Origin of the sequence: Amphritea japonica ATCC BAA-1530 (genome assembly GCF_016592435.1) — a bacterium.
Taxonomy (GTDB): domain Bacteria; phylum Pseudomonadota; class Gammaproteobacteria; order Pseudomonadales; family Balneatricaceae; genus Amphritea; species Amphritea japonica.
Genome location: NZ_AP014545.1, coordinates 3,102,935 through 3,121,859 on the forward strand (window position 1 = coordinate 3,102,935; position 18,925 = coordinate 3,121,859).

Annotated in this window: 14 protein-coding genes; 13 read left to right on the forward strand and 1 reads right to left on the reverse strand. The window is 45.6% G+C overall.

Translation table 11 applies throughout. The features are described 5' to 3' along the window. The first annotated feature begins 139 nt into the window (after positions 1 to 139). The 3 genes from AMJAP_RS14350 to AMJAP_RS14360 are packed head-to-tail and all read left to right on the forward strand — an operon-like array spanning position 140 to position 4,895. The gene (locus AMJAP_RS14350; RefSeq protein ID WP_019623237.1) at positions 140 to 2,062 is read left to right on the forward strand and encodes a PrkA family serine protein kinase; all 1,923 of its coding nucleotides are present in this window, start codon (positions 140 to 142) and stop codon (positions 2,060 to 2,062) included. Positions 2,063 to 2,101: 39 nt separating this feature from the next. After that, a complete protein-coding gene (locus AMJAP_RS14355) occupies positions 2,102 to 3,373 on the forward strand; it encodes a YeaH/YhbH family protein (protein ID WP_019623238.1) in 1,272 nt (423 codons plus the stop codon). 4 nt (positions 3,374 to 3,377) lie between these two features. After that, positions 3,378 to 4,895: a SpoVR family protein gene (locus AMJAP_RS14360; protein WP_019623239.1), complete on the forward strand. Its 1,518-nt coding sequence runs from the start codon at positions 3,378 to 3,380 to the stop codon at positions 4,893 to 4,895. Positions 4,896 to 4,940: 45 nt separating this feature from the next. Here the strand turns inward: AMJAP_RS14360 and AMJAP_RS14365 are convergent, their stop codons facing one another. Beyond that, entirely contained in the window at positions 4,941 to 5,306 is a 366-nt protein-coding gene (locus tag AMJAP_RS14365) for a histidine triad nucleotide-binding protein (protein ID WP_019623240.1), read from the reverse strand. 471 nt (positions 5,307 to 5,777) lie between these two features. On the opposite strand from AMJAP_RS14365, the gene AMJAP_RS14370 reads away from it, so the two are divergent. From AMJAP_RS14370 to AMJAP_RS14415, 10 genes are all read left to right on the forward strand, one after another. After that, a complete protein-coding gene (locus tag AMJAP_RS14370) occupies positions 5,778 to 6,506 on the forward strand; it encodes a hypothetical protein (RefSeq protein ID WP_201356384.1) in 729 nt (242 codons plus the stop codon). Between the two features lie 339 nt (positions 6,507 to 6,845). Then, positions 6,846 to 7,787, forward strand: coding sequence for a bifunctional enoyl-CoA hydratase/phosphate acetyltransferase (locus tag AMJAP_RS14375; protein WP_019623243.1), 942 nt, complete (start codon positions 6,846 to 6,848; stop codon positions 7,785 to 7,787). Then, entirely contained in the window at positions 7,788 to 8,972 is a 1,185-nt protein-coding gene (locus AMJAP_RS14380; protein ID WP_019623244.1) for an acetate/propionate family kinase, read from the forward strand. Positions 8,973 to 9,199: 227 nt separating this feature from the next. Then, positions 9,200 to 10,591, forward strand: a complete 1,392-nt coding sequence (locus AMJAP_RS14385; RefSeq protein ID WP_019623245.1) for an efflux RND transporter periplasmic adaptor subunit — start codon at positions 9,200 to 9,202, stop codon at positions 10,589 to 10,591. Further along, complete coding sequence (locus AMJAP_RS14390) at positions 10,588 to 13,707, forward strand: efflux RND transporter permease subunit (protein WP_019623246.1); 3,120 nt, start codon at positions 10,588 to 10,590, stop codon at positions 13,705 to 13,707. The genes AMJAP_RS14385 and AMJAP_RS14390 overlap by 4 nt, the downstream gene beginning before the upstream one ends. Positions 13,708 to 14,105: 398 nt before the next feature. After that, entirely contained in the window at positions 14,106 to 14,540 is a 435-nt protein-coding gene (locus AMJAP_RS14395) for a hypothetical protein (protein WP_019623247.1), read from the forward strand. A gap of 84 nt (positions 14,541 to 14,624) precedes the next feature. Next, positions 14,625 to 15,089, forward strand: a complete 465-nt coding sequence (locus AMJAP_RS14400) for a hypothetical protein (RefSeq protein WP_019623248.1) — start codon at positions 14,625 to 14,627, stop codon at positions 15,087 to 15,089. A gap of 22 nt (positions 15,090 to 15,111) precedes the next feature. After that, on the forward strand, positions 15,112 to 15,765 hold the full coding sequence (locus AMJAP_RS14405) for a hypothetical protein (protein ID WP_019623249.1): 654 nt from the start codon (positions 15,112 to 15,114) through the stop codon (positions 15,763 to 15,765). Positions 15,766 to 15,936: 171 nt separating this feature from the next. Further along, on the forward strand, positions 15,937 to 18,474 hold the full coding sequence (locus tag AMJAP_RS14410) for an AAA family ATPase (protein WP_019623250.1): 2,538 nt from the start codon (positions 15,937 to 15,939) through the stop codon (positions 18,472 to 18,474). 111 nt (positions 18,475 to 18,585) lie between these two features. Next, positions 18,586 to 18,924, forward strand: a complete 339-nt coding sequence (locus AMJAP_RS14415; protein ID WP_019623251.1) for a zinc ribbon domain-containing protein YjdM — start codon at positions 18,586 to 18,588, stop codon at positions 18,922 to 18,924. Position 18,925: the final 1 nt, after the last annotated feature.

Consider the following 18,925-nt stretch of genomic DNA (forward strand, 5'->3'; position numbering starts at 1 on the left):
TCAGATTTGCTACAAGCAAGTTATCCATGAACTAAACTAAAGTTAGGAAAAAATGAGAGAAACGTTATGAGCCCTTAATTAATCACGGGCACCGAACACCGGCAGCCCGATAGAGTCAGAGATTGCAGGAAGGTGGTATATGAGTATTTTTGAAAAGTATAAGGCGCGTTACGACTCCAAGCAGGAAGAAGAATATAGCCTGCAGGAGTACTTGGATATTTGTAAAAACGATCCCATGGCCTACGCTAGTTCGGCAGAGCGACTGCTGGCAGCAATAGGCGAGCCAGAGATGATCGATACTTCCCGCGATCCTCAACTCAGTAGAATATTCTCCAATAAAATGATCCGTCGTTATCCTGCGTTCTTCGAGTTCTATGGTATGGAAAATGCGATTGAGCAGATCGTCGATTACTTTAAGCACGCGGCGCAAGGTCTGGAAGAACGCAAACAGATTCTCTACCTGCTGGGACCGGTTGGCGGAGGTAAGTCGTCACTGGCTGAACGGCTCAAGGCATTGATGGAGCACATCCCTTTCTATGCCATCAAGGGTTCACCTATCCATGAGTCACCGCTGGGCCTGTTCAATCCGGAAGAGGACGGTACAATTCTGAATGAAGAATACAACATCCCCCATCGCTACCTGAAAGGACTGATGTCCCCCTGGGCCGTTAAACGCCTGCATGAATTTGGTGGTGATATCAGCCAGTTCAGGGTCGTTAAGCTCTACCCATCCATTCTCAACCAGACAGCCGTGGCGAAAACCGAGCCCGGCGATGAGAACAACCAGGACATCTCCAGTCTTGTAGGTAAAGTCGATATTCGTATGCTGGAGGAGTTCCCTCAGCACGATCCCGATGCCTACAGCTTCTCAGGTGCATTGTGCCACGCCAACCAGGGCATGATGGAATTTGTCGAGATGTTTAAGGCCCCTATTAAGGTGCTGCATCCGCTACTGACAGCGACTCAGGAAGGCAATTACAACAGCACCGAAGGGATGGCTGCTATCCCCTTTGACGGCATTATCATGGCCCACTCTAACGAGTCAGAGTGGCAGACATTTAAGAACAACAAAACTAACGAAGCCTTTATAGACCGGGTTTATATCGTCAAAGTCCCCTATTGCATGCGGGTCTCTGAAGAGGTCAAAATTTACCAGAAATTACTGGAAAACAGCTCGTTACATAAGTCACCTTGCGCTCCTGATACACTCAGCATGCTGGCTCAATTTACCGTACTGTCACGTTTAAAAGAGCCCGAAAACTCGAATGTCTATTCGAAGATGAGAATCTACGACGGTGAGAACCTCAAAGATACCGACCCTAAAGCGAAATCGATGCAGGAATACAAAGACAGCGCCGGTGTTGATGAAGGTATGGAAGGCATCTCAACCCGCTTTGCCTTTAAGATTCTATCCAAAGTGTTCAACTTTGATTCCACAGAGATCGCCGCCAATCCGGTACATCTGATGTATGTGTTGGAGCAACAGATAGAACAGCAACAATTCCCCCAGGAAACCCACGAAAAGTTGATCGGCTACCTGAAGGAGTTCATCTCACCTAAATATATCGAATACTTGGGTAAAGAGATTCAAACCGCTTACCTGGAATCCTATTCAGAATACGGCCAGAATATTTTTGACCGCTATGTCACCTACGCTGACTTCTGGATTCAGGATCAGGAGTACCGGGACCCTGATACCGGCGACATTCTCAACCGCCAGTCAATCAGCGAAGAACTGGAGAAAATTGAAAAACCTGCGGGCATCAGTAACCCGAAAGACTTCCGCCACGAGATCGTCAACTTTGTACTACGTGCCCGGGCTGATAATGATGGCAAGAACCCAGCCTGGAATAGCTATGAAAAGATGCGCACCGTGATCGAGAAGAAGATGTTCTCCAATACAGAAGACCTTCTGCCGGTGATCTCCTTCAACCCTAAAGCATCCACTGAGGACCAGAAAAAGCACAGCGAATTTGTCAAACGTATGACCGAACGTGGTTATACCGAGAAGCAGGTTCGGCTGTTATCTGAATGGTATATCAGGGTGCGTAAATCCCAGTAAGGGGTTTACTAATGTCGGGCTGGAGCAGGAGAGCGCTGTATGAGTTACATCATCGACCGCCGCCTCAATGCGAAGAAAAAAAGCACCGTTAATCGGCAGCGTTTTCTACGCCGTTATAAAAAGCATATAAAACGTGCTGTAGAAGACGCGGTGAACACCCGCAGTATTCGTGATATTGATCAGGGCGGTGAAGTGAGTATTCCCACTAAGGATATTTCTGAACCGGTCTTTCATCATGGTAACGGCGGCGTTCGCGAGCGGGTATTTCCCGGTAACAAAGAGTTTGTCGTTGGCGATGAAATAAAACGCCCCGAAGGTGGCGGGGGCGGTTCAGGCCAGGGGCAGGCCAGCAATCAGGGTGAAGGGGAAGACGAGTTCACTTTCCAGATCAATCAGGAAGAGTTTCTCAACTTCATGTTCGAAGATCTTGAACTGCCGAATATGATCAAAAAGCAGCTACGGGATGCCACCAGTTTTGAAGTGCGCCGGGCAGGCTTCACCAGTGTCGGTTCACCGGACAAGCTCAATGTCGTTCGCTCCCTGCGCGCCGCCAACGCCCGACGCATTGCGCTGTCAGGTAAAGAGCGACGCAAGATTCGCGAACTAAAAAAAGAGATCAAAACACTGGAAGGTTTATTACCCAACCATGATGCGGTCATTCAGATTGCCGCGCTCAACGAAGAGATCAAAGCACTCAACAAGCGCATCAAACGGATGCCGTTTATTGATGAGTTTGATCTTAAATACAACAACCTGGTACGTACCCCTGTGCCCAGCTCAAAAGCGGTAATGTTCTGCGTTATGGACGTATCCGGTTCAATGACCCAGTCGATCAAAGACATCGCTAAACGCTTTTTTATCCTGCTCTACCTGTTTCTAACCCGAAGTTATAAGAAAATTGAGGTGGTCTTTGTCCGACACCACACCCACGCTAAGGAAGTGGACGAAGAGGAGTTCTTTTACTCACGTGAAACCGGCGGCACCATTGTCTCCAGCGCGCTCAACCTGAGTGCCGATATTATTCGTGACCGCTACCCTCCAGGGGACTGGAATATCTATGTCGCTCAGGCCTCAGACGGCGATAACTGGGATGGCGATTCGCACCATTGCCGCGAAATGCTTGAACAGCGCATCCTGCCTCTGGTGCAATACTTCGCCTATGTGGAGATCACCACCGGACCGCATCAGAATCTGTGGCTGGAATATGAACAGATTCGGGAAAGGTTCGGCGAAACCTTTGCCATGCAAACGATTATTGAGCCCTCAGATATCTATCCGGTATTCAGAAAACTGTTCGAGAAAAAGGAGTGACCCTATGAAGCAGCGAGAGCCGATTTCCACCGGGTCTGAATGGACCTTCGAACTGATCCAGAAATACGATGAAGAGATCGCCCGGGTTGCCAGTCACTATGGTCTGGATACCTACCCTAATCAGATCGAAGTCATCACCTCTGAACAGATGATGGATGCTTACTCCTCCGTTGGCATGCCGTTAAACTACAATCACTGGTCATTTGGTAAACAGTTTGTCTCTACCGAGCAGCAATATAAACGCGGCCAGATGGGTCTGGCTTACGAAATCGTCATTAACTCGGACCCCTGCATCTCTTATCTGATGGAAGAAAACACGATGACCATGCAAGCACTGGTCATCGCCCACGCGTGTTACGGTCACAACTCTTTCTTCAAAGGTAATTACCTGTTCCGTACCTGGACCGACGCCTCTGCCATTATTGATTACCTGTTGTTTGCCAAGAACTACATTGCCAAATGCGAAGAGCGCCACGGGGTTGATGCTGTAGAGCAGGTTCTGGATTCCTGCCACGCCCTGATGAACTATGGTGTAAACCGTTACCTGCGCCCTAAGCCAATCACCCCTGAAGAGGAAAAAAACCGCTTAGAAGAGCGGGAAGAATATGTTCAACGCCACCTCAACCGGCTCTGGAATACCATTCCCAAGAAAGAAGAACTTCAGGAATCTAAAAACCCGCGTTTCCCAAAAGATCCGGAAGAGAATTTACTCTATTTTATTGAGAAAAATGCCCCTTTACTGGAGCCCTGGCAGCGGGAGCTGGTACGGATTGTGCGAAAAATAGCCCAGTACTACTATCCACAACGCCAGACACAAGTGATGAATGAAGGCTGGGCCTGTTTCTGGCACTACACCCTGCTGAATCACCTACACGATGAAGGACTGGTAACCGATGGCTTTATCATGGAGTTCCTCCACTCACATACCAGTGTGGTCTTTCAGCCCCCCTTCGACGCCCCCTACTTTAATGGCATCAATCCCTACGCGCTGGGCTACGGCATGATGCAGGACATTCGCCGTATCTGCGAGTACCCCACCAAAGAGGATCGTAAATGGTTTCCCGATATTGCCGGCAGTGACTGGAATAAGACCCTGCAACATGCGATGCGCAACTACAAAGATGAGAGTTTTATCCTGCAATACCTGTCACCCCGTATGATCCGCGAGTTGAAGCTCTTTACCATTACCGATAATTCCACTCTCAGCACTATGCAGATTACTGCCATACACGATGACACCGGCTACCAGAAAGTCCGTGAGGATCTGGCGGCCAGCTATAATATCGGTAACCGGGAACCCAACATTCAGGTCTATAACGTTAATGTTCGGGGAGATCGCTCCCTGACGCTTCGACACTATATGCATAACCAACAACCCCTCGGTGAAGATACCGAAGAGGTACTCAAGCATATTCATCGCCTCTGGGGGTTTGAAGTGCACCTTGAGTCCGTTGCACCCGAAGGCAACATTGTTGATGAGCACCACTGTCCGGTACGTCCTCAGACCGAAGAGGTGGCCTGACAAGCGGGAATCAATCGAAAAAAACCGCCAAATGGCGGTTTCTATTCAAACAGGTGTTTTCAGCGTGTCCTGATAAGGCGGCCAGCCCATCGGCTTTCCACCCAGCAGGTGCAAATGGATATGATAAACCGTCTGACCACCATGGCTGTTGCAGTTAAATACGGTGCGATAGCCGTCTGCGGCAAATCCCTGCTGCTCTGCAATCTTAGCCGCCACCATAGTCATATGACCCACGACCTCACAATCCTCTGGCTCAATATCATTTAACGTTGAGATATGTTTGCGGGGAATAATCAACGCATGAGTTGGAGCCTGTGGACTAATATCATTAAAAGCGATGACCTTATCGTCCTCATAGATAACATCCGCTGGAATCTCTTTATTCAGAATCTTACAAAACAGACAGTCCATTCATCCACCCTTTCAGTCTTAAATCGATTACTGGATTACACCGCAGCGCTTCCCGGATAGCAAGTATCCGGGAACAGAACGTCGCTACGCGACTCGCTAGTGGCTAGACGTAAAACTGCGTTTTACTTGCTAGAAACAGCGAATTTAAAATATTCTGATCTTTGTTGTATTTGAGGTCTGCTTTCGACACTTAGCAGATATAAAAGCCACTTGATTTTCAGCACCCTTTAAATCATAGTCTGGCGCGTACAAGGATGTTTCGGCCACATATAGAAAGGTGCATTTTATGGATAAAAACGATATAGCCCACTTTATTTATATTTTCCTTTACCAATTAACATCATTCCTTCTGAAGGCCTATTTAGGCACTTTGAAAATGATAAATTCAATTATTATCCACCAAATTAATTGTAATCCAAAATACAATGGAGTGTGACTAATGTGGATTCCATTTAGTTTTGTATGTTTTATATGTTTTTCATTTTTTTTACTTATAAACAATTAAATACTTACTGGAAGGAGAACAATGTATACAAACCATCCATTTTACTAGGTATCAGTACTGCATTAGCAATCACAGGCTACATTCAAGCTCAACGGATCCTTTTAATCGATGAGCCAGTAGTAATAGATAACTATTTATTGCTTAGCCATGCAGCCGTAGTTGGTGGGTTATTGTTGTTATTAATAATTATCTTAACCTTTTACTTATTAGGGCGAAGCCCTAGATCTCATAGGGTTTTGTTTCAGGTCATTTTATTAGCAGGGATTGGTATTTTTCCAACTAGCTATGTTGAACTCAAGAGCATTAACCATGCCTTTGATAAAGAAGAACCTAATATCTATGAAACTTTAGTTCTCGATAGGAAAAAGTTCACTAGCAGAAAAGGCACTATCCATTACCTTTACACAGAAAACTGGAATAACTCCAATGTAAGTCAAAAAATCCGTGTGCCTTACATTATCTATAGCAAAGCCAATGTTGGAGCCAAGCTAATTTTATGTCAGAAACCAGGGGCACTTGGTTATCGTTGGCTTGATAAAATTATAGTTACGCAGGATCTGGATCAGCCCCCCCAACAAGTACTTTGCAGAACATCTTTAAATCAAGAAATTATAGAAAACCTAGATCAAAATCAGGTTAAATCCCTGCAAGCTCTTTATCGAAAGTATGACGCCAAAAAAAATGGATCAGAATAATATTGAAAAGACTCTGTTCTATGTTCGCTAATGATACAAAGCAGCTCCCCTACAACCTGCTTATCCTTAGCTTTTCTAGCAAGTCGCGTAGCGACGTTCGAGCGACTAGCCAGCGGCGAAGCCGCGATCTAGCCACTTATATATTCCGCAAGTGCGTTATATCAAATAACGACCATATCACCTTAAGAAGTCACCAGTTTAGTGAACTAACATATTGCACTGCGTCATAAGAAGTTCATACTCTTGTCATAGAGTAAATACACACGCTGATACAGCGCAATGTATGGGTGATATCGCAGTGATCCTGCGTTATCACCGATGAATACCAGGAGTAGTAAAATGATTCTTTCAGAAAAACCCCCTATCCATAATCAGCTTGAATTCTTTATTGAGGAAGCCGTTAAAGCCCGCCCTGTTCGCACCGCCGTCGTGCATCCGGTTGAGCATAACGGATTAATGGGTGCCGTAGAGGCAGCTGAACGTGGCCTGATAGAGCCCATCCTGGTAGGCCCTGAAGCAAAAATACGCGCCACGGCTGATCAATATCAGTTAAATATTGACGGCTACGAGCTGATCAACGTAGAACACAGCCATGCTGCCGCTGAGCGGGCTGTCAGTCTGATCCGGGAAGCCAGGGCAGAAACCCTGATGAAGGGCGACCTGGGTACTTCAGAGTTACTCAGTGCAGTTATCCACAAAACCCAGGGAATTCGTTCTGAGCGCCGCCAGAGCCATATCTTTGTACTGGACGTTCCAAACTACCATAAGCCATTAATGATCACCGATGCGGCGATCAATGTATCACCAGACCTGTTAGTGAAACGGGATATTCTGCAAAACTCTATCGATTTCTGCCATGCGCTGGGTATCAACGAACCTAAGGTCGCGATTCTCGCGGCAGTAGAGAAAGTGAAACCTTCGATGCAAAGTACTATTGATGCAGCGGCCCTCTGTAAAATGTCAGACCGGGGACAGATCACCGGTGCCATTTTGGATGGCCCACTGGCGTTTGATAATGCGATCTCTCTGCAGGCGGCTATCGATAAGCATATCTCTTCGCCGGTCTCCGGTGATGCCGATATCCTCTTAGCCCCCGACCTTGAATCGGCCAATATGCTGGCGAAACAGTTAATTTATCTGGCAAATGCCAAATCAGCCGGTATCGCACTGGGCGCCCGCGCCCCGATCATTCTGAATAGCCGTTCCGACGGCACGCTGGCGCGTTTAGCATCCTGTGCCCTGGCGTCACATATGGTTCTACACCCGCAGGAGAGTATGTAAATGAGTCTGATTCTTACCGTAAACGGCGGTTCATCCAGCCTTAAATGCGCACTCTTTTCCCGTCATACCGGCAATGCTGAATGTCTGTACCAATTTAAGCTGGCCAACATTCTTAATGCACCAGTAATGAAAATAGTCTCCAGCCTGGGCGAAATCCTGGAGCAGCATCAATTAGACATGGCCGAGATCGCCACCGACAATCGCCATCAGGCCTGTCTTGATCAGGTGATCCAATGGGTGCACAAACAGCTGCCGGATAGCCGTATCAGTGCCTTTGGCCACCGTGTTGTCCACGGAGGTGAAGCGTTCAGTGACCCGGTACAGATAACCGATCAGATTATGCAGCAGCTGGAAGAATTTATCCCCCTGGCCCCGCTCCACCAACCCTATAATCTGAAGCTGATCCAGGCGTGCCAACATCTGGAGCCGGCCCTCCCGCAGATCGCCTGCTTTGATACGATGTTCCATATCGGCCAGCCCAATGTGGAACGTCATTATGCTATCCCGCGTAAGTACACTGAAGCGGGTATTCATAAATACGGTTTCCACGGACTGTCCTACGAATTTATCCAGCGTTCACTAGACAACATCGGGCGCGGCGCTGAAAACGCAAAAACTATCGTGTGTCACCTGGGCGCAGGCGCCAGTATGTGTGCGGTTAACAATGGCCGATCTATTGCTTCAACAATGGGTTTTACAGCGGTAGACGGCCTGCCAATGGGCAGCCGAACCGGCAATATTGATCCCGGTGTTTTGCTTTACCTGCAGCGCCACTACCAGATGGACGCCGACCAGTTGGAAAGCTTCCTCTATAAAGAGAGTGGCTGGCTGGGCGTATCGGGTATTAGCGCCGACATGCTGGAACTAGAACAATCTGAGGCGCCGGAAGCAGAAGAAGCGATCGCCATGTTCGCCTACCGCGCAGCACTGGAGATAGGTCGCCTTTCTGCCGCCCTGCAAGGCCTGGAACAACTGGTATTTACCGGTGGCGTTGGTGAAAACGATAACAAACTGCGCAAGCGGGTTTGCGATCAACTGGAATGGTTAGGCATCAAGCTAAACGAAAGCGCCAACAAAGAGGGAGAAGCTATCATTAGCAAAGCCTCCAGCCCTGTTGTTGTAAGGGTGATACCAACCAATGAAGAAGCGATGATCGCGCTGCACACAGAAGAAGTATTGGACTAAGTAGTGGCTAGACGCGACTGCGTCGCTTGCTAGAAAAAACATAAAGAGAGCCTGCAGGCTCTCTTTTTTTGTGGCCAGGATTACCCCGGATGAATACGTACAGTGTAAAGTTAGGTTAAAACAGATTACTTTAGAGGTTACTAATCTATAATTAACCTTTAACTCTATGTCGGCTTTTCTTTGCCAACACTGTCTCTTCACTTTATCCCGGACTAACGGATTCAGTCATGAAAAAGCTACTGCAAAAACCCCTTACCTTTCTCATCGTGCTGGCGATAGGCGTCGGCCTGACCGTTCTGATGGTAAAAAATAAGCCCGAAGTGACACATAACAATGCAGAGATGCAGGCCCGTACTATCAATATTATTCGGGTGCAGACAATGCCCTATCGTCATCGGGTCAGTGCCTACGGCAATGTGGAACCGGCGGTTTCGCTACAGGGAAAGGCTGAGTTGAATGGCAAAATCACTTATCTTCATCACAAACTGAAACAGGGCAACAGTATCGCTGCGGGCACTGTTGTGGCGAGGATTGATGTGGATGATTTTGTCGTATCATTGAAGCAGAGTGAAGCAGACCTGAAGAGTAGTGAATCGACCCTGCGCCAGATTGAAGAGGAGCAGAAAACAACGGCACGCTCGCTTAAATTGGCGAAGGATAATCTGCGCGTTGGGGAGAAAGAGCTGACCCGTATTCAGGATATCTGGAAAAAGCGTTTGATCGCTCGTTCAACCCTCGATGCCGAAGAACAAAAAGTCATTCAACTGCGCCAGTCTGTCAGTGATCTACAGGGACAGCTAAACACTTACGCCAGTCGTCTGGCAGCAGAAAACGCGAAGATCAGCCGTGCCGAGGAGCAGGTAAAAGGCCAGCAGACGACGCTGGGACGAACAGAGATTGTGATGCCGTTCGATGCAAGAGTGGGTGATGTATCAGTCGAGATAGGTGAGTTTGTGACGGCCGGCTCAGTTCTGTTTGAAGCGCTGAACCTCGATGGAGTTGAGATCAATGCGCAGGTACCGGTCAATCAGATGCGAGGTTTAGTTCAGCCATTGCAAAATCGAGAGCTTAATCTGACGGTGGATAACTTAGCGCAAGCGCTGGATGATTTGAAATTACAGGCGATCGTTAAATTGGTTGGCGACCAGGGTAATGCCCAATGGGATGCCGAAGTACTGCGTTTTACAGAGTCTATCGACCCACAGCGACGCACCTTAGGCATAGTAGTCGCAGTGGATAAGCCTTATGAAAAAATAATCCCGGGGAAACGGCCACCGCTGTTGAAAGGGATGTTTACTCAGGTTGATATATTTACCCCGGCCAGTGATGCGCTGGTCATTCCCTATCAAGCACTGCATCAGGGGCGTGTGTATCTGATGAATAGCGATAGCCAACTAGAGATCCGTCCGGTTGAGGTGATGCTGCTGCAGGGAGAGATGGCGGTGATTGCTGGCGGGCTGAATCCCGGTGATCAGCTGATCGTCAATGATCTTATCCCGGTCATTGAAGGGATGCCGCTCAAAGCCAATATCGATACAGCACTGGAAACTGAGTTGCAGCAATTAGCAGCGGGTGGAGCAGTTGAAGCTCTTGAGTCGCAGGGAGTAATTGCAGAATGATCCGTTATTTTGCAGCACACCCCACCGCTGCCAATATTCTGATGATGGTGATATTGCTACTGGGTGCGGTAGCGTTGCCGACGTTGAATAAAGAAACCTTCCCCGAAGTTAAATTGAATAAGGTACAGGTTTCTGTGCCCTATCCGGGAGCCAGCCCTTCTGAAGTAGAAGAGGGAATTTGTAACCGCCTGGAAGATGCGACAGATGGCATCAGTTTTCTGGAAGAACAGGCCTGTGAAGCCCGTGATGGCATGGGAACGCTGACACTGAGCATGCTGGAATCCGGGGATATTAAGCAGTTTCTGGATGACGTGAATGCGGCTGTTGATGGCATCACCGCATTTCCTGATAACGTTGAAAAGTCGGTGGTAAAAGAGCTGGGCCGTACCGAAGCGGTACTGAGTATAGCCATTACTGCACAACTGACACAGCCTGAGTTAAAAGCGCTCGCTGAATACTATCGTAATCGTTTACTGGCCCTGCCTCAGGTACCGATTGTCACGGTGACGGGCTTTTCGGACCATGAACTCAGTATCTTGCTCAAACCTGAAGTACTGCATCAGTACAATCTCAGCGTGCAGGATGTTGCCGATCTTATCAGTGCTCAGGCGTTAGACCTCCCGGCTGGCGTATTAGATGCCAGCGCAGGTTCTTATCAGGTGCGCTTTGAAAACGAGCGCCGGACGATTCGCGAGCTTCAGGATCTTATTATCCTGAACAGTGAAAAAGGCGGCCAGGTTAAGCTGGGCGATCTTGCCCGTATCGAAGACAATTTTTCCGATGAGGAGAAACGCACCGAACTGAACGGGATGCCAGCAGCGCTGATTCAGGTCAGTAAGAACACCACCGACGATACCCTGACGGTCTTTAACGCCGTGAAATCTTTTGTCGACGAAGAAAATGCCCGGTTACCTGAAGGGACTGAGCTCGTCATTACGCAGGATGCGGCATCGATTGTAAAAGACCGCCTTAACCTGCTGTTGAGCAATGGCTGGCAAGGCCTGTTATTGGCCACCTTTGTTTTGTTCCTGTTTTTTGCCTGGCGCTACACTTTCTGGGTTGCCCTGGGCCTGCCCATCTCCTTCCTGGGAGGCTTGGTGGTGATGAGTAGCTTCGGTATCAGTATCAATATGATCTCCATGGTCGCACTACTAATGGCGATCGGTATTCTGATGGACGATGCCATCGTCTTGTCTGAGAGCATCGAAAACGAGTTCAGGAAAGGCAAAAATGCGCTGGATGCCGCCGTCGACGGTGTGAAGAAAGTTGCCCGCGGGGTATTTTCATCCTTTGTCACCTCAGCAATTCTGTTTGGTAGTTTGCTCTTTTTAAAAGGTGATATGGGGCAGATTCTCGGGGTGTTGCCGGTGGTATTACTGGCGGTATTGACCGTTAGCCTGGTCGAAGCATTTTTAATCCTGCCACACCATTTAAAACACTCCCTTGAGCATCGGGCCAGCGAGCAAAAATCGGGCTGGCGGACGACATTTGAAGCTAAGTTTGAACAGTTGAGAGAACGAGTCGGCCAACTGGCTGATCTGGCAATCGCGTATCGTTATCTGGTTGTTGGACTGGCAATTGTCGCCTTTGTCTTTTCAATCGGCTTACTGGCCGCGGGTGTCGTAAAATTCAAAGGGTTCCCTGATATTGAGGGTAACCGGCTAGAAGCACGGATCTTAATGCCGCAAGGTACACCCTTTGAGCGCACCGAGACCGTTGTCAGTGATCTGTTAACAAGTCTGGATAGCACGCTGGCGCAACTGCCACCCGAACCGCAAGATCAACTGGTCAAGAACGTTCAGGTCTCATTTAGTCAGAATCAGGATGCTAACGAGGAAGGCGGGCATCTGGCCACGATCAGTTTAGACCTGCTGGATGCGGAGAAGCGCCAAACCTCGTTAGTCGAGCTGATGCGGTTATGGCGTAAGACCTCCCCGGAGATTGTAGATGCGGTTTCCATACAGTTTAAAGAGCCGCAATTCGGGCCATCCGGGCAAGCCATTTCTATTCGTTTACAAGGTGATGATCTGAACCAGCTATCGAAGGCAAGCTGGGAGCTTCAACACTGGCTCAAGGGTTATAACGGGGTCTCCAATATTATGGATGACCTGCGCCCGGGCAAACCACAGCTGAATGTTCGTCTGCTGCCGGGCGCGTTAGACTCCGGTATCGATGCGCGAACGCTATCCAGCCAGTTACGCGCGGCGTATCAGGGCATTAAAGTGAGCGATATCTATCAGGGGCGTGAAGCTTACGAAGTCACGGTGAAACTGGATAGTGCGCCCGAGCAGGCATTATCAGATTTTGAAAACCTGACGTTATTTAGTAAAACCGGTGTCGATATACCACTGACAGCGGTTGCGTCGATCAATGAAGAGCGGGAGTTCTCACGGATTCAACGGATCAACCACCGGCGCACCGTCACCATCTCCGGCGATGTTGATTCAGAGATAGCCAACACCAGTGAGATTATCACAGACACCCGTAATCGCTTTCTGAGTGAATTGCAGCAACGTTATCCACAGCTGAGTTTCAGCCTGGAAGGCGAAGTAAAAAACAATCAGGAAACCAGTGGTTCGGTTCTAACAGGGTTTGTCATGGGTATCGCAGGGGTCTTCCTGTTACTCAGCTTACAGTTCCGTAACTATAAGGAGCCGTTGATTGTCCTCTTGAATATCCCCTTAGCCCTGATCGGTGTGATCTGGGGGCATATGCTGATGGGGCTGAACCTGAGCCTGCCCAGCATGATCGGTTTCGTCTCGTTAGCCGGGGTTGTGGTTAACGACTCGATTCTGTTGGTGGAGTTTGTCAAAATTCGTTCCCGTGAAGGCTTAAGTCTTCATGACGCCGCAGGTCAGGCTGTGCGAGACCGATTCCGTGCGATTTTCCTGACGTCGGTGACGACTGTCGCAGGCATGTTACCCCTGCTGTCAGAAACCAGTTTGCAGGCACAGGTATTAGTACCGTTGGTGGCCAGCGTAGTGTTTGGCATGATCACCTCGACGATGCTGCTGCTCCTGGTACTGCCGTCCGCCTATGCAATTCTCGAAGACTTTGGCTTTACCGAGGTGGATGAGACAGACACACAAACTGTTGGAAAAAGTAGTCTGACGTAGCCCGGCCGTCAGCAAAACCTGACTTGCTCATTGTTCGACAAAGCAACGAGCAAGAACCTCTAGCAGGCTCTGCCACCAGCAACAGCTACAGCTACAGATAATCTGTACGCATACACAGTTTATTTTTTACGATTCAGCGGTTATGCTCGTTTTATCGTTAGAGAAGGCTCGTTTTGCTGCCGATATTGTTAGCAAAACATCAGAAAAACAAAGGGATAGGTTAGAAACGCTGGCGGATACTAAGCCGGGCTAAGAATGCATATGCGCATTCTCGTTTTTGTCTTCAGGGAAATCATGATGCACAGTAATTCCTCTTTATTATCTGATGGTTATCCTACTTTTTGTCAATCAGGTCTGGCATGCATGTGCGCCGGCGTAGTATTAAAATGTTATAAGCCATGAAGAAGTTTTTACAAATATCAGGCGTTATATTCTGGATTCAAATTCTGATTATTGGAGGGATAGCTGTTAATTTTCAGCTTAAGTCCAGTAAGTATGAAGAAGAGTTAGTTTCCTTTGCTAATTCATTCGATTCCGATATTTTGAGTGACAGGAATTGGAAAGCCTCTAATCGGTACTTTCAGATTGAGCTTACGGAAGATAGCGATATGTCCCTTTTCAAGGAGGCCCTTAACTCGTTTGGGGTTTTAGAAAAGTGTACATTTAATCTTCCAATTGAGGTCACACTAAATACTGTCTCTTCCGAAAGTACTGCTGCCTGTATCTACGAAAGGTCTGAGGTAAAGCTATATTTGAGTTTGGAAAGGCTGGAGGAAGGCTGGCTGATAGTTAAAACAAGGATTGTCAGTGATGCTTTCAAATTTAGCTTATAACAAGAAAAGGCAGCAACGCCCTCCGGGCTGGACGCACTTCGTGCGCCGCTGCTTTAAGCGTTAGAACACCAAAAAGGGAAAATTATGATTCTATGGAAAGAAAGAGTATTGGCAGCTTTAGTGCCGATCACCACAGTTATGGTTGGAAGCGGGTCATCTTTTTTAGGCTTTTTCGCCCCTCTAGCTTGTTATTTTCTTCTTAAGAGTTTTCGTCTGACGTTCGCAGCTACAAATGCTATGCGTTATTTTGATATTTGCATTACTGCAATAGCCTATGCAGCTGGGTTAATCGTGTTTCAATTTGCACTCGGTGTAGTTTCAAAAGACAGTGGAGGAAGCATCCCTCTAATATCTGATGGAATTATCCCTAATTTATTGAATATTGGTATCTGGTTATACTTGCTTCTTGCTGTCCTACTACATGTTCTTTACCCACTATTTGGCAAAGAATTCAAAATGCCGTTCTCAGTAAGACTATTTGAAGCACTAGTTAAGTATCGTTCTAACAAGTCAAGCAACATGGACGGCGAAAGCGCCGCCAGTTCTTGAAGCGTTAGGGTGAAGATAACCTATGAGCAATACCGAAACATATCTGATTGGAATTGTAGGAGCTTTTTTGGTGATGATCCCCATTGCCATTCAGGTCTACGTAATCAGAAAAAGAAAAATTATTGAGGAAGAGAGAACCAAGAAATTTTTTGCATCTCTTTCATCAGCAATATCCAAAAATAATGCAAGCGATCTTAAAGATGTATTAGATATCCATGAATCAATTTTTGAGGACTTCTTAACTGGTCTGTCTGCTCTAGAAAGAATTCGACTTCAACTTTTAAAGCTTAAAACCAAGCTTTCCACAGAGTTGGTAGGCCGACTTCAGATAAGCGACAACGAAAAGGCTCTAGATAAAGTTAATGAGCTTTTAGAAAAGTGCCAGCTAGAGATAGGAGAGATGTTGAAGAAAAAGCCCTTTCAGGGTGTTTCAGAACCAGAAAGGCATCATTTAGAAGTTATATATGATCTAGCTGAATCAAATGCTAAAGAATTAATTCATAAGTCACTACTGGAACTATCTTCGGCGATAAAGCTCCGGGATGAGGAATCTAAGAAATACATAGATGAGCAGAAAGAGTCTCTATCCCTAGCAAAGAAGGGGTTATTCGCAACTGTAGGCTTTTCAGTTATTTCAATTGCTCTGGCAATATACTTCTATGTCAGCGCGCCCTAACAAGGCCAGCCAGAGGGACCATAAAACCGCCGCTTCGCTTTGGTTTTACGGCTCCTGCTGGCGGCGTTATGTTTTACAAATATGGTATCAATCAGTTCGAAAGATGGAGTCTAAGGTTTGTCCAAATCAATTATAGAATTTAAGAAGTTCCTGTCGGAATACTCAAAATCGATGAGTGATATGGAGTTAAAGCTTGGAAACTTGATTCTAAATAGCTTTTCAGAAGTGGAACGTAAGTCTTCTGCTGGTGGAGCTAGAGCAAACAAAATATCATCACTTATTATAAAAAGTGGAAAAAGTATTTCACCATATGTAGATAGTAAGATTGAAACATTATCAATCAAGCCAAAAATTAAGAATCTTTCAAAGTTAAAGGTAAAAGGATTTCGAGGTTTTAACGAGCCCCAGGAATTTGATTTAAGTAAAAAGTTCACTTTCATATATGGGTTAAATGGGACTGGAAAATCAAGCTTCTGCGAAGCGTTAGAACATTCACTTACTGGAAAGATTAATGAGGCATCAAGTAAAAGATTTGAGTCCAGTCAATATTTAAATAATATATCATCACCTAAGACTGAAGTCATATTGACAGCGGAATATGATGATGGGAACTTATTACCCGCAATAAAAGATCCTCTAGAAAATGAATTCCTATTTGTTGAGAAAAATAGAATTGAAGCATTTGCTAGAGTTTCCTCACATGCACCACAAGGTCAACAGCAGCGATTATCGGCTTTATTTGGTCTGGAAGAGTTTAATAATTTCTCTAGTGGATTCAATAAGACTATAGAGCACAAACTGCCAATTACTCCAGTCAAGGAAAAAGAGTTAAAGATTAAAGAAAGAGAAGTAGAGAAATCAAAGCTAATAGTTGAAAACAAAAAAGCAGAAATAGAGGGTTATGGAAAAAGAAAAGAGTCTCTCCTTTCTAAATACCCGACTCAAAAACTAGTGTCAGAAGTAATGGAACTGCTTACATCTGACACTGACGGTTTAATATTCAAGAAAAAAGATGAAATTGAAAAAATATCTAAAATTATTGTTAAGCCAGTCGATAAAGCCCAAAGGTTTTTAGATACTCTAGTATCCCTAAACCAAAAATTTTTAATCTTTACCAATCTTACTAATGAAGTAAAAAAATATAGAGATGAGATTAACTTTGTTGACTTGTATTCAGCAATTAAGAAAATGTCATCCATACCTACGGATTGTTGCCCAGCATGTGACACGCCAATTTCTCAAGTAACGACAAATCCTTTTGTAAAAGCAGAAAGTCAGCTAAAAATACTTGAAGACATTTCAGCAAAACAGAAATCCCTAGCTGAAAAAGAGAAAAGCATTTCAGGGGCACTAATTCGACTTTCATCCGAACTAAAATCAGTTGATACTTCTATCTCTCTTACGACTGATAATTTCAATAAAGAATATGAATCATTAAAGTTAGGATTGGAAAAGAACATCAGCGAATGGGCTAAGTGGAATAGTGAAAATAAAGAAGCCTTTGAAAAGATTACAAGTTACAAAAAGGAACTTAAATCGCTTGAGGCTGATTATAGAGAGTGTTCTACAATAACAGAGCTTTATAAAGCCGCATATAAAGAAAAAAACAGGGCTGAAAAAATAATCAGTGAATTTAACACTGCTAACAAAGGTTTGATAGCCAAGGTAGAAGAGGAAAAAAAAGAGATATCTCATTATTTGCAATACTCAGGAGCATATGAATCTTTCATTAATAAGTTAAAGAGATACTCAGAATCTCTTCCCCTACGACTCGCAAAATCACTTGATAATCAAGTAGTATCGATTTATAACTCGATTAACAAACACCCATATGATCATGAAGTATTGGGTTCAGTCAGCCTTCCAACCAAGCCAAATGATGTGATTAAAATTAGGTATCTGGATGGAACCACTGAAGATGCATTAAGAGTATTAAGTGAAGGCCATTTACGCTGTCTTGGGCTGTCAATTCTTCTCGCTAAAAATATTCATGACGCTCACAACGTAATAATTTTTGACGATGTTGTTAATGCTATAGATGACGAACATCGATCTGGGGTAATAAACGAGCTATTCTCAAATAGTCTTTTGTCTGAAAAGCAAATGATTCTTACAACCCATGGTGAAGATTTTATTAAAAGGTTGGAAAATCAACTTCTCAGTAGAGGTTTGAATAGGAAGTTAACCCGATATGATTTTATTAGAAACCATGATTCACGAGAGGTACTGATAGAGCCTAGTTTAAACAGGCATTATTTGATTAAGGCAGAAAGTAACTTTAAGAAAGGCCTGATTAAGGATGGTCTGATGGAGTGTAGACGCTCACTGGAGGAGCTCGCCCCAAGATTGTGGAAGAAAATGAAAACTGAGGGGCTTGATCCTGCCTTGACTGTAAAACTTAGGGCACCTTCTACATCACCGGACTTATACAACTTAATTGATGGTTTGATTGGCTATATTAAAGAAATAGAGAAAAAGCCTGGCATTAATAATTTTTCTCGGCATCGCCAATGTTTGATGAAAGTAAAAGATGTTAGTAAAAAGAATCAAGTTACATGGAATTTACTGAATAAGGGAACTCACGAGGAAGATAGAGATGAAGAATTTGATGAAAATCAAGCTAAAGAACTCTTTGAACTGTGTCTAGAATTTGAGGGCTTAATTAAAAACTATTCAAGGGAAGAGTTTAAAATTGATACGGTCAACTAAACATAACAAAGCAATGGTTCGGAAATTCAAAAGCTCCAGCTTCGCCTCCACTTTTGAAATCCGCACATTGCGGCGTTATACCAGCATTAAAGAACCCAAAGGATAAAACCGATGTCATACCCTCTCTGTCCAAAATGTAACTCAGAATTCGTCTACGAAGATCAGACTAATCTGGTTTGTCCCGAATGTGCGCATGAATGGAATCCGTCGGAGGCGGCGCAGGAAGAAGAGATCTTTACCGTAAAAGATGCAAACGGAACCCTGCTTGAAGCGGGCGATAAGGTCACACTGATTAAAGACCTTAAAGTGAAAGGCAGCTCGCAAGTCCTTAAAGTCGGCACAAAAGCGAGCATAAGAAGAATAGTAGAAGGCAAGGATCACGAGCTTGACTGTAAGCTTGCGGGTGCCGGTGAAATGATGGTGACCGCTAAGTTTGTGAAGAAAGCTTAGC